Origin of the sequence: Winogradskyella sp. (assembly GCF_965228925.1) — a bacterium.
Taxonomy (GTDB): Bacteria; Bacteroidota; Bacteroidia; order Flavobacteriales; family Flavobacteriaceae; genus Winogradskyella.
On sequence record NZ_OZ245845.1, the window covers coordinates 4953714 to 4966068 of the forward strand.

Genomic DNA, 12355 nt, shown 5'->3' on the forward strand with positions numbered 1-12355 from the left:
AAATAGGTAAGGTTACGCGATTTTAAAAAAGTGTGCGCTTTAATATTCCTACTCTTTAATTTTGTGGATTCTGAATTGGTCAATACCTAGGGTTTTCCCTAGTCTTTTAAAACCCCCTTTTTAACTGATGTTTTGATTGATAGTAATCTTAACCTTTACAATTCATTAAAATGCTATTAATCAAAATCTTACATCATGAAAAAAATTACATTATCCCTAGGCCTAGTATGTCTGTTTTTTATCAGTGCCCACGGTCAACTTACTACGATTCCAGACCCTAACTTTGAACAAGCCTTAATTGATCTTGGCCTGGATTCCGGTTCCATAGACGGTTGGGTATTTACAGGAAACATAGCCTCCGTGACCTCTTTAAACGTTACCAATAAAAGTATTTCTGACCTTACCGGCATTGAAGATTTTTCTGCTTTAACAAACCTGATATGCAATACCAATCAACTCACAAGTTTAGACTTAAGCCAGAATACACAACTAGAATCTGTTCTGTGTACCTCAAACCAATTGACGAGCCTAGACGTATCTAGTAACACCAATTTGTTGGCATTAACTTGTAATAGTAATTCCATAACCAACCTTGTTTTAAACAGTAATTTAGAATTTTTAAATTGTAGAAGTAATGACTTGATATCCTTAAATCTAAGCAACCTAACGGCACTTGCTAATGTTGACTGCAGTCTAAATCTACTGAACAACCTCAACCTCAACAACTGCTCTGGGCTTTCTACGCTTAATGCAAATAACAACGATTTGGTAAGTATTGATCTGAGCACTAATAGCAGCCTGCAAAATTTAAGCTTAAGCAATAATCTGCTGACAAGCCTCGATCCAAGTAATAACTTGCAACTCATCAACATAGATTGCAGTAACAACGCTATTGAAAATCTAGACCTTACAAATAACAACAACTTGACAGATGTAGATTGTAGAAGTAATGCGCTTATTAGTTTAGACATGAGAAATAACAACAATACTGCCATTGCCTTCAATCATTTTTTTGCTACTGATAATCCTAATCTATTTTGTATTTCTGTGGATGATATTAGCTATTCTGACTCAACATGGTTTAATCAAATAGACCCGCAAACTGTTTTTGAGTTAGATTGCGATGCGATGACCTTTATTCCCGATGATAATTTTGAACAGGCACTTATCGATTTAGGTTATGACTCTGGTCCTTTGGATGATTTTGTGCTCACTACCGTTATTAGCAATATTACATCCTTGGATGTTTCACAAGAAGGCATTACGGACTTTACTGGTATTAACGCTTTTGTGAGTCTCGAGTATTTGGATGTGAGTTTAAATCCAATAACACAGAGCATCACTTTTGCTATTCCTGCATTAAGCAATCTTGAAACACTAATTTGTGCTTTCAATCAGCTCGACACGCTGGACATAAGTGGAAATACTAATCTTATTGAGCTCAATTGCAGCACTAACGATTTAACAAGTCTAGATATAAGTGCTAATACCGCATTAGAAATCCTCTATTGCAATTCTAATGATCTCACTACACTAAACACCTCTAATAATACTGCACTTACAGAACTGAGAATTGGCAGTAACCCCTTGAGTAATTTAGACCTAAGCAATAATACGGCATTAGACGACTTAAGATGTGGTATTGTTAACCTTACAAGTTTGGATTTAAGCAATAACACTGCACTAACTCAAGTTTTTTGTAATAATAACCAAATTACAGACCTTGACTTCTCCAACAATACACAGTTAATAGCCTTACAGTGCCAAAATAATAATCTTTCTGGTTTAGACATCAGAAACGGCAACAATACAAATTTCATTCAATTTCAAGCGACGAATAACCCCAATCTAACTTGCATTTCTGTTGATGATGTATTTTATGCAGAAACAAACTTTACTAATATTGACGTACAGACTTCTTTTAGTTTAGATTGTAATTCACCTCAAACGGCCATACCGGATCCAAACTTTGAACAAGCTTTAATTAATGCCGGTATTGATAGCGCACCAATAAACGGATTTATACCAACTGATGACATCAATACGGTTTTAACTTTAAATGTTAATAATAATTCAATTTCCGACTTAACTGGCATTGAAGATTTTACGGCATTGGAAAGCTTAACAGTTAGCAATAATCTATTAACATCATTAGATGTTTCAAACAACACCGCTTTAGAATCGTTGGTATGTTTTAATAATGATTTAACAGCGCTGGACGTATCCAACAATTTAGCCTTACAGGTCATTGTTTGTTCTAGCAATGCATTGACCTCATTAGATCTTAGCAATAATTCGACATTAACCAATATTAATTGCAGCTCCAATTTATTGACTGAGCTTAACGTAAAAAACGGAAACAACACTAACATAACCAACCAATTTTTCAGGGCTAATAATAATAGTAATCTCAATTGTATAGAAGTGGATGATGTTGTATACGCAACTAATAATTGGTTCAATATTGATTTTCAATCACAGTTTAGTGAAAACTGTTCTACATTAAGTATAGATGACACCGTTTTAGATCGTAATTCCATAACACTATATCCAAACCCTACTTCGGGCTTTGTTAATTTCGTGACTAATTCATCTATACAAATTGAAAAATTGGAAGTCATCGACATTTCTGGAAAAATTATTGAGCATGCATATATTGAAGTTAATTCATACTCAGCAGGGCATCTGGCAAAAGGCATATATTTCCTCAGGCTCTTTAACGACAACAGCGTCATAACCAAAAAGCTGATTATAAACTAATACCAAATCTTGGGCTTGCGTATAATCTATTTCTATGGATCATACCAAGTCCAAGTACCTTTTATGGATTAAGCGCCAATTATTTATTACATTAGGATATGAATTTAATTAGGTTACTCAGTTTCTCCTTTTTTATACTTCTAGGTTTTGAGAGCATATCTCAGACATCTACACCAAAAATTGATAGTCTGAAGCTTGTTTTAAAACAAGCAAACTCCCAGAGAGGTAAAGCTAAAGCCTATGCTGATATCTGTTGGGAGTACTTAAATACCGATCTTAAAATCGCTAAAAAGTATAATGATTCATCAAAGATCTTTTATGAATCTATCAATCACGAAAAGGGAGTTTCTAATTGCGTCTATCGCTATGGTGTTATTTACAGAAAAAGTGGAGACTACAACAAGGCTCTTGTAAATTTCAACGATGTGCTTAAGTACGCCACAACTACCAAAGACACATTTACTGTTGCAGACTGCAGTTACCAAAAAGGTGTTGTATATGCTAGTAAAGGTGACTTTGAAAAAAGCCTACAAGAGTACTATCGATCTATAGAATTATATGAATCCCTAAACGATCTAAAAAGTGTTGGCATGGTATTAAATAGCGTTGGTATTGTACAAAAAAACCTCAAAGACTACCCAAAAGCTATTGAAAGTTATGAGCGCGTTATTGATATCTACAATGAAACTAATTATACAAATGGCTTATCAAACGCCTATGGGAATCTTGGTAACGTGTATGCCATAACGGGCAACTATGATAAGGCCATTGCCTGTTTTAGAAATTCGCTTAAAATAGATGAACAAAACCAAAACAATTGGGGAATAGCCATCAACAAGATGGATATGGCCAGACTTTATGTGCTGCAAAATGAGAATACTGAAGCCATAGGGCTATACGAACAGGCCCTGGCCATACAAATCAAGCACAATTTTAAAAAGGAACAGGTCGAAACTTTAACCAATCTAGGAGAAGCGTATCGGTTTGCGAAAAATTATGAGAAAAGTGAATATTACCTAAAAGAAGCTCTTAAAAAGAACATTCAGTCCAAGGCCATAAGGCAATACATCAACGAACAATTATTTCTATTGTATCAGGACAAAAAAGATTACAAATTGGCTTTAGACAGCTATAAAGTGGCTAATGAATTAAAGGACAGTATCTATCAGCAAAAAAATTTAAAAAGTATCAACGACCTTCAGATCAAATACGATAGCAAAGTAAAAGATGAGGAAATTGCAAACCAAAAACTTGTACTAAACGAGAAAGAAAAGGATTTTCAACTAGCCATACTTGGAAGCAGCTTACTTTTAATAACGAGCCTCGGCATTTGGCTATTTTACAGGCAGAAACAGAAACTAAAAAATAAAGAAATTGAAACACTCGTTGCCCAAAAAGAACTGAGTAAACTGGAAGCCCTAATTGCTGGTGAAGAGAACGAGCGCAAACGTATTGCTCAAGATCTTCACGATGGTATTAACGGAGACCTATCGGTCATTAAATATAAAATGACCTCTATCGACCAAAACAGATTTAAACCCAAGGAAGAAGAAGCCTTTAGCATGGCTATAGACATGTTGGATAATGCCATAGATCAGGTACGTCATATCTCACATAATTTGGTACCACCATCCTTGCAAAACTTCAATCTTATTGAAGCTCTGCAACAATTTAGTTCGAAAATATCCAGTACCAAAGCCATCAAAATAAACTTTCAGCAGTACGGTGAATACCTAAAGCTCAATAAAGATGCCGAGACCGCTATTTACAGGATTATACAAGAATTAATAACTAATAGTGTTAAGCATTCCGAAGCGACAAAGGCTCTCGTTCAAATTAACAGTCATGATGAAAACCTCCATATCACGGTTGAAGACAACGGTATTGGTTTTGATACGACTAAGACCTATAAAGGCATAGGGTTTAAAAATATTGAATCTCGTGTTGCACTTCTCAATGCCGATTTTTCCGTAGATTCCAATTCAAAAGGCAGTACCTTTACTATTGATATAAATACCAGCGAATTAAGAGATGATTGATGTAACTATTTTAGATGACCATACGATGGTATTAAAAGGTATTGAGAACATGTTAGCCGACACCTCAAATATCTCGGTCTCTCATACATTCAATAAAGGAAACGAATTGCTCAACCATTTAAAATCGGCAACACCAGATGTCTTGTTGTTGGATATCAATCTCCCTGAAAGCAATGGGATTGAATTGTGTGGCTTTATCTCCAAGACCTATCCTGATATTTCGATTATAGGCCTATCGAATTACAGTGATACGAGTTTTATTAAAAACATGATGCGCAATGGCGCTAAAGGGTATTTATTGAAGAATACGAGCAAGGATGAGCTTATAGAAGCCATAAAAACTACACATTCAGGCGATACCTATTTACCAAAAATCCTAAAGGATAAACTATTAAATGAAAGTATCGGAGTGCAGCTATCCCCTTTTATCCCTCAACTAACAAGGCGCGAACAGGAAATTTTAGAATGTGTGGCCAATGAACTTACCAATAACGAGATTTCAGAACAATTATTTATCAGCACTAAGACGGTAGAAAGTCACCGTAAGAATCTATTGCAAAAGTTTGGAGTTCGTAATACGGCAGGACTGATTAAAGAAGCTTTTGTAAAAGGGCTACTTAAATAAAACACTTATCAACAGAAAACCTTTTGACCATAAATTTCTTTGGTTCATTGATTTTGTTTTCTCAGAATAGTTTTCGAATTAAATTTTAAATATTGCTTTAAGAAAATTAGAGTTGCTACCGACGGAAATATGCCTTTAAAAAGATTAAAATAGAGCCAATTCCAATCTTTAAGTTCTATCCGAGATATTTCAGTAAAAATTAGTTCTCCGTATGGTTGGGATTCAAAAAAACATGCGTTTATAAAATTTACCCCAACATGAAACCCCAAACCCATCAATATAGATTTGGTTTTATAAAAAGCAAAAGCCCATACATAGCCTGTAAATCCAGTAATTAAAAAAACATATGCCATCAGTACTGCGTTTTGGCCGATAATTCCATAAGAGAACCAATGGTATACTCCAAAAATCATTGCAGATAAAATTATAGCTTTAGTAGGACCAATTCTTCTAATGAGGATATAAAGCAATGCACCTCTAAATACTAAATCTTCAGTGAGGGCAGATTTGAGATGATAATAAAAAGCATCAAAAATTAAAGTGTTATTAATGGTGCGTAATTGCCACTCGACCCTTAACAATAAAGTTTCAACAACTATGTTTGTAAGAACAATTACGGTTATGACTAACACTCCTATCATAAACTGAGTCCATCTATTTTTGTTAGGAGTAATCCCTAACACATCTATGTTTTTTTTCTCAATAAAATGCAACAGCAGCCCTGAGATTACTATTATTACTAATAATCCTAACATGTTTCTAAAAATTAAATTTGGTTTAAGCCTTAGGCTTTAAAAAAGGAATTGATAAAGGGTAGTAATAGTTCCCAGTATCTAATGAGGTCATAAAATTCTTTAGGCTAAAAATAATGCCGAAAAGGGCGATTCCTGCTGTTATCATAAAATTATACCCAGGGATTAAAAAAAACAACAGTAAGGACAGAATTATTAACAAGTTAAGTGTTGAATGAAAATTTACAACTGCTCTTCCATGCGCGTCATAAATCTTATTATCCTTGGCTTTACTTATCCAGATAAATAATGGAAATAGCACGTTCGCAAAAGGTATAATTAAACCAAAGAATGGCGAACCATGTATTAATAACATCCATTTTCGTTGTACGGTTTCCTCTTTAGGATCATCCAATACGATGAGATCTTCAACTTCGACACCAAGACCCACCGCCAATAATTTTACAGTTTGTAAATGCGGTTGTACATCTCCTTTCTCAATACGCTGAATGGTTCGGACAGTGACCGAAGTTTTATCCGAAAGTTCCTCTTGTGTATAGCCTTTCAGTTTTCTCTGATAGACTAAGTTTTCGCTTAAAGAATATTTATTCATTACTATTGTTTTGCTGCTACAAATTTACAGCAAGCCATTGGTCTTCAACACGACATTTAAGTGTCATCTATCTGTCATATACAGTAAATATAGGTGTTTCGCGAGACATTATTAGCAAACCAAAGCAATTATATGGCTACAAAACAAAAGAGACAAACCTTTCGGTTTGTCTCTCTATAGAAGTAAAACATTATCACATTTGTGTGAGTTAGATAAACTCTTAAGTTCATATCTTAAAAGTTCAAAGGGCAATTAATAGGCATCTTCATGTACTTTTGCCACTGCTCTACCAGAAGGGTCATTCATATTTTTAAAAGCTTCGTCCCACTCTAGTGCTATTTTTGTACTACAGGCTACACTTGGCTCCTGAGGTACGCTTAACGCCGCCGCATCGCTTGGAAAATGTCCTTCAAAAATGGTTCTATAATAATACTCTTCTTTATTTTGGGGTGTTTGAATTGGGAAACGGAAATGGGCATTGGCCATTTGCTCGTCACTTATTTCTTTTTCCACAATAGCTTTTAGAGTATCTATCCAACTATAACCTACACCATCGCTAAACTGCTCTTTCTGTCTCCATGCTACACTTTCTGGTAACATATCTTCGAAGGCTTTGCGCACCACCCATTTTTCCATACGTTCACCAGTAATCATTTTGTCTTGTGGGTTAATACGCATGGCAACGTCCATAAACTCCTTGTCTAAAAATGGTACACGGCCTTCAATGCCCCAAGCTGCTAAACTTTTGTTAGCTCTTAGACAATCGTACATATGTAACTTGCTTAGTTTACGCACAGTTTCTTCATGAAATTCCTGTGCATTTGGAGCTTTATGAAAATATAGGTAACCTCCAAATAATTCATCAGCACCTTCCCCAGAAAGCACCATTTTTATGCCCATAGACTTAATGACGCGTGCCATCAAATACATTGGTGTACTAGCCCTTATCGTGGTAATATCATAAGTCTCTAATTGGTAAATGACATCTTTAACAGCATCTAAACCTTCTTGAATCGTGAATTTAATCTCATGGTGCACGGTACCGATATGATCGGCTACTTTTTTCGCAGCCGCCAAATCTGGAGAACCTTCTAAACCTACAGAAAAACTGTGCAACTGTGGCCACCAGGCTTGTTCTTTATCGTCCGCTTCAATACGACGTTGCGAATATTTTTTGGCAATGGCGGAAGTAACCGAAGAATCCAATCCACCTGAGAGTAATACCCCATAAGGCACATCACTCATTAATTGTCTATGCACAGCATCCTCTAAGGCTTGTCTTACTTCTGCAATGCTCGTTTCATTATCTTTAACCGCATCATAAGCTTCCCAATCGCGCTTATACCATTGTACTAGTTCACCATCTTTACTGCTTAAATAATGACCAGGAGGAAATAACTCAATCCTTGTACAAACCCCTTCTAAAGCCTTTAATTCGGACGCCACATAAAAGGTTCCGTATTTATCCCATCCCATATACAATGGAATAATGCCCATATGGTCTCTAGCAATAAAATACTCATCGTTTTCGACGTCGTAAATCGCAAAACCAAAAATACCGTTCATCTCATCGACAAACTCGGGCCCTTTTGCTTTATAAAGTGCTAAAATCACCTCACAATCACTTTCGGTTTGGAACTTATAATCCGGAAACTGGGCGCGCAATTCTCTATGGTTATAGATTTCACCATTAGCCGCCAAAATTAACTTCCTGTCTTCACTAAACAGAGGTTGCTTGCCCGAAGCCGGGTCTACAATGGCCAAACGTTCATGGGCCAGAATGGCTTTGTCATCACTGTAAATACCACTCCAGTCCGGTCCACGGTGGCGAATGGTTTTTGCCATCTCTAAGACTTGAGGTCTAAGTTCTTCTGATTTTTGCTTTATATCGAACGCACATACTATTCCGCACATAACTTTTATTCTTTTTATTATTAATTATGAAGCAAATATTAGACTAAAGTTTCATTTATTAAACACAAAAGCATTAATCAATAATAAATTGATACTAAAATGAAGCGAATAATAATTTTTTAAAACATAAATAAGAAAAAACAAGGGTTTAACTTTTAATCTGTAAACTTTAGCATTTCTTTTCGACCTTTTCTTTTATCAATATCTAATTTTAACATAAATAAAATCACAGCATTTATTATGAAAAAAACACAACTAATCACAACCATTGCTTTTGCATTTATGCTATTAGTATCTTTTAATGCGGAAGCTCAAAAATTTAGAGGTTTAGACAAAAGCCCTATGGACGCCGCTTCCTTTCCAAGCGATTACAAAGTTTCTGACAAGCTCATTAAGATTGTATACAGCAGACCCCAATTAAAAGGTAGGGATATCAATAAACTAGCAGAGCCTGGCAAAGTCTGGAGACTTGGAGCTAATGAAGCTGCAGAATTACACGTTTACACTGATATGAAACTAGACGGTAAAGCTGTAAAAGCAGGTACTTATACCGTATACGCCATTCCTGGAGACAAAGAATGGACGGTCATTGTTAGTAGTGATCTGAATGTATGGGGAAGCTATTTCTATAACGAAAAAAATGATGTGGCAAGAATTACGGTTCCTGTTACAAAAGGGGACGAATCTCTAGAAGCATTTTCCATTGCCTTTGAAAATTCAAGTGATGGTGTACATATGCATATGGGTTGGGGCACTGTTAGAGTTGCCGTACCATTTACCAAATAAGAGCATTACTCACAAATAAAAAAGCCTTGATTTCTCAAGGCTTTTTTTGTGGTATATTAAAATATGGACTGAACGTTTATTAGCGAAAATATCTTCGACCAATAAAAACATATTTATACCTTTACAATCTGAAACTTAGCCTTATATGAAATTATTTCAATTTTTAGTTTTCCTGATCATTGCCAATATGAGTGCACAACCCAATTGGCAGGTGGCCCCCAACATATTCTCAAACCCTAATAACCAACGTTTTGATGATGTTTTCTTTTTGAATGAAAATTTGGGGTGGGCCGCCAACGGTTTTTATGCTAGAGTTTATAAAACCACAGATGGCGGTCTAAATTGGACGGAACAACTGAATGAAAATGATATTACTGGTAACTACTATTTTAGAAATATTGAATTTTTAAATGAAGATATCGGCTTTCTAGGCACCCTAAATGGTACTTTTTTTAAAACCATAGATGGAGGTTCTAATTGGAGCGAAGTCACTAATATACCCTCAAACCCTAATGCAATTTGTGGCATTGATGCCGTCGGTACCTCAACGATATATGGTTGTGGTGCCTATTTTAGTCCAGCACATATTATTAAATCTACCGATAGTGGGGATACATGGACGTTTATGGATATGTCGAGTTATGCCAATGCTTTGGTAGAAATTTTGTTTTTAGATGAAAATATCGGTTATGCTGCTGGTAGAAACGCTAATGGCGGACTGATTTTAAAAACTTTGAATGGTGGCACATCATGGACAGAAATTTATAATACAAATGTCAGTGGAGAATATGTATGGAAACTACAAACGCTTGAAAGCAATAACGATATTATCTTCGGTGCCGTGAGTTCTGTAGCCCCAAATAATGGAAAGCTTATTAAGTCCATTAATGGTGGCACTAATTGGACCAGTTTAGAATCTGTTGAAACAGACGTCCAAGCTGTTGGATTTATTACTGAGAACCACGGGTGGATGGGTGGACATACCACAGGTTTTTATGAAACTTTAGACGGAGGCCAAACGTGGAACAACTTAAATATTGGCAATAATTTAAATCGCATTTTTATTATTGACGCAACAACGGCCTTTGCGTCTGGAACCACGGTCTATAAATTCACTGAAGAAACCTTAAGTACCCAAGAAGAAGCCATTGTCCATGACGTATTAAACGTAAATCTACTTAAAAATCCTGTAGACACATATTTAGAATTTACGATTAACTTTCCGGCGGATGACAATTTATTAATTGAGCTTTATGACGCAAACGGTAAATACATTAAACAATTATCTAGAGATATCATTCTTGAAAAAACGGCAAAATCATATCGCTATAACCTTTCGGAGTTAGCTTCTGGAGCTTATTATCTTGATTTTCATAATAACTCTGGTCGATTCTCATTAAAATTTATCAAAAAATAAACACTACGTTGAAAACAGCAAGGCTATAGCACTAAGAAAATTATAGCCCCCAATCTTTCCGGCTCTGGGCGCCTTAATAATACTGATCACTTTATAATTTCCTCAAAGCATCGTCTTTTGAAACTTTTTCCTTAACTAGTAAAGCATACAGAAAAAGTATCGAACTTTCTCTTAGAAGAATTAGAAAATTCTCATTTTTAAAAAAGACCTAATATATCAAAAACAAAACCTCCTTGTTTTACAATAAGGAATCTGACATTACTGTAGTTACCCCTTTATCCAACAACAGCTATGTATATTTATTACTAGCATTATTGTTCAAGAGATAATCTTTGCTTTTAATCAGTTATTGTTTCACCAATTTAAAGGTTTGGGTAGATGAATTCTGTCCATATACCTTTAATAGGTAGACCGCTGATTCCAGTTCTGCTATAGAAATCTCGTTGAACTTATTTGTAACCGTCTTTACCAGCTGTCCGATCAAACTATAAATCTCTACACTTTCCAATTGATTGGTATCGCCATGTATGGCTATGATATCTTTTGCTGGGTTGGGATACAGGCTAAGCTCTAATCCTGAAAGCTTATTATCTACCACTGATAATGATGAGAACATAAAGCTGTTATGAGCTGGATCGGTCTGTCCGTAATAATCTTGGGTTCCATTTCCATCACCTAGATCTGCATTGATCACATTGTCTACCACAAAACCAATGCCTGCGAGTGCCAAGGCTATTGGATCATTGTTCTCCAAGATTTCGATCATACCACTAGATGGGGCATTGTCCACTACAAAAGATAGTACTGGTATGCCAACACCTGTAGCATGTGGTGTCGTGAGCTCTGACGTAGGTACCGGTAATGAGAACACCCAAATGTCCTTGCTCCCATCCCCAATACCAAAGCCTTGGATAGTGCTTCCCGTTAGGGCCGTGTTTACTTGCCAATTTGTGCCAAACAGTTCAGTAAAACTATTAGCCTGGATGCTATTCCCTGCACTTATGGCAACAGTCAGTTGAATGTCGGCCATGTTAGGGTCTGTATTGTCAAAATCTGGTGTGGCTACAAAGGTGAACTCGTATGGGTTTCCAGTACCGTTGTAATCACTGACGATTCCAAAGTCATAACTCTGGGCAGTTAGTGATACCGTCATTACTATCAATAGGGTTTGTAAAATTGTCTTCATTATTTCTATATTTTAAGGAGTTAATTGTTGTTGTTTTTAAGGGTTATCCAAGAGATATAAACCATTTATTTGCTATTAATCACTAATGAAGATTATCATGCCCCTTTTTGAATAACCCCTGAAAACAAAACCTCATAGGTGAAGTTTCGGCTATTAACTCAATATTAGTTTTTGGGTTGATATAGGTCTTAAGTGTCTCATTAGCGCTCGCGTTCACACCTAAAGGAATGGTAATGTTATACACACCATTTATGATCTGTAAAAATCGTTTCATTAGATTCGAG

The 12355-nt window shown here is 35.8% G+C and carries 10 protein-coding genes; 5 read left to right on the forward strand and 5 right to left on the reverse strand.

The genetic code is table 11. The annotated features are described in order from the left end of the window. Positions 1-195 precede the first annotated feature (195 nt). The 3 genes from ACO052_RS20420 to ACO052_RS20430 all read left to right on the forward strand — a co-directional run bounded on the left by ACO052_RS20420 (position 196) and on the right by ACO052_RS20430 (position 5424). Positions 196-2760: a T9SS type A sorting domain-containing protein gene (locus ACO052_RS20420; RefSeq protein WP_422105663.1), complete on the forward strand. Its 2565-nt coding sequence runs from the start codon at positions 196-198 to the stop codon at positions 2758-2760. Between the two features lie 98 nt (positions 2761-2858). Then, positions 2859-4799: a tetratricopeptide repeat protein gene (locus ACO052_RS20425; protein ID WP_422105664.1), complete on the forward strand. Its 1941-nt coding sequence runs from the start codon at positions 2859-2861 to the stop codon at positions 4797-4799. Further along, positions 4792-5424 (forward strand): response regulator, encoded by a 633-nt coding sequence (locus tag ACO052_RS20430; RefSeq protein WP_422105665.1) that lies wholly within the window; start codon positions 4792-4794, stop codon positions 5422-5424. The genes ACO052_RS20425 and ACO052_RS20430 overlap by 8 nt, the downstream gene beginning before the upstream one ends. A gap of 44 nt (positions 5425-5468) precedes the next feature. Here the strand turns inward: ACO052_RS20430 and ACO052_RS20435 are convergent, their stop codons facing one another. The 3 genes from ACO052_RS20435 to asnB all read right to left on the reverse strand — a co-directional run bounded on the left by ACO052_RS20435 (position 5469) and on the right by asnB (position 8682). After that, positions 5469-6179 (reverse strand): CPBP family intramembrane glutamic endopeptidase, encoded by a 711-nt coding sequence (locus tag ACO052_RS20435; protein ID WP_422105666.1) that lies wholly within the window; start codon positions 6177-6179, stop codon positions 5469-5471. 22 nt (positions 6180-6201) lie between these two features. After that, positions 6202-6768 (reverse strand): DUF4870 domain-containing protein, encoded by a 567-nt coding sequence (locus tag ACO052_RS20440; RefSeq protein ID WP_422105667.1) that lies wholly within the window; start codon positions 6766-6768, stop codon positions 6202-6204. 252 nt (positions 6769-7020) lie between these two features. Beyond that, positions 7021-8682 carry an asparagine synthase B gene (gene asnB, locus ACO052_RS20445; RefSeq protein WP_422105668.1) on the reverse strand — a complete coding sequence of 554 codons (1662 nt, stop codon included), beginning with the start codon at positions 8680-8682 and terminating at the stop codon, positions 7021-7023. Positions 8683-8922: 240 nt separating this feature from the next. Here asnB and ACO052_RS20450 point away from each other — a divergent pair, with 240 nt between their 5' ends. Together ACO052_RS20450 and ACO052_RS20455 are read left to right on the forward strand one after the other, a co-directional pair. Continuing rightward, entirely contained in the window at positions 8923-9468 is a 546-nt protein-coding gene (locus ACO052_RS20450; protein WP_422105669.1) for a DUF2911 domain-containing protein, read from the forward strand. A 145-nt stretch (positions 9469-9613) separates the two neighbouring features. After that, the gene (locus tag ACO052_RS20455; RefSeq protein ID WP_422105670.1) at positions 9614-10885 is read left to right on the forward strand and encodes a YCF48-related protein; all 1272 of its coding nucleotides are present in this window, start codon (positions 9614-9616) and stop codon (positions 10883-10885) included. 346 nt (positions 10886-11231) lie between these two features. Here ACO052_RS20455 and ACO052_RS20460 read toward each other — a convergent pair whose 3' ends face one another. Both ACO052_RS20460 and ACO052_RS20465 read right to left on the reverse strand, forming a co-directional pair. Then, positions 11232-12071: a T9SS type A sorting domain-containing protein gene (locus tag ACO052_RS20460; RefSeq protein WP_422105671.1), complete on the reverse strand. Its 840-nt coding sequence runs from the start codon at positions 12069-12071 to the stop codon at positions 11232-11234. Between the two features lie 82 nt (positions 12072-12153). After that, entirely contained in the window at positions 12154-12345 is a 192-nt protein-coding gene (locus ACO052_RS20465) for a hypothetical protein (RefSeq protein WP_422105672.1), read from the reverse strand. Positions 12346-12355: the final 10 nt, after the last annotated feature.

Coding starts and splice junctions, on each gene's coding strand:
- ACO052_RS20430 (WP_422105665.1), top strand. CDS start 4,792: ATGATTGATGTAACTATTTTAGATGACCATACGATGGTATTAAAAGGT.
- ACO052_RS20435 (WP_422105666.1), bottom strand. CDS start 6,179: ATGTTAGGATTATTAGTAATAATAGTAATCTCAGGGCTGCTGTTGCAT.
- ACO052_RS20460 (WP_422105671.1), bottom strand. CDS start 12,071: ATGAAGACAATTTTACAAACCCTATTGATAGTAATGACGGTATCACTA.
- ACO052_RS20425 (WP_422105664.1), top strand. CDS start 2,859: ATGAATTTAATTAGGTTACTCAGTTTCTCCTTTTTTATACTTCTAGGT.
- ACO052_RS20420 (WP_422105663.1), top strand. CDS start 196: ATGAAAAAAATTACATTATCCCTAGGCCTAGTATGTCTGTTTTTTATC.
- ACO052_RS20450 (WP_422105669.1), top strand. CDS start 8,923: ATGAAAAAAACACAACTAATCACAACCATTGCTTTTGCATTTATGCTA.
- ACO052_RS20455 (WP_422105670.1), top strand. CDS start 9,614: ATGAAATTATTTCAATTTTTAGTTTTCCTGATCATTGCCAATATGAGT.
- ACO052_RS20465 (WP_422105672.1), bottom strand. CDS start 12,345: ATGAAACGATTTTTACAGATCATAAATGGTGTGTATAACATTACCATT.
- asnB (WP_422105668.1), bottom strand. CDS start 8,682: ATGTGCGGAATAGTATGTGCGTTCGATATAAAGCAAAAATCAGAAGAA.
- ACO052_RS20440 (WP_422105667.1), bottom strand. CDS start 6,768: ATGAATAAATATTCTTTAAGCGAAAACTTAGTCTATCAGAGAAAACTG.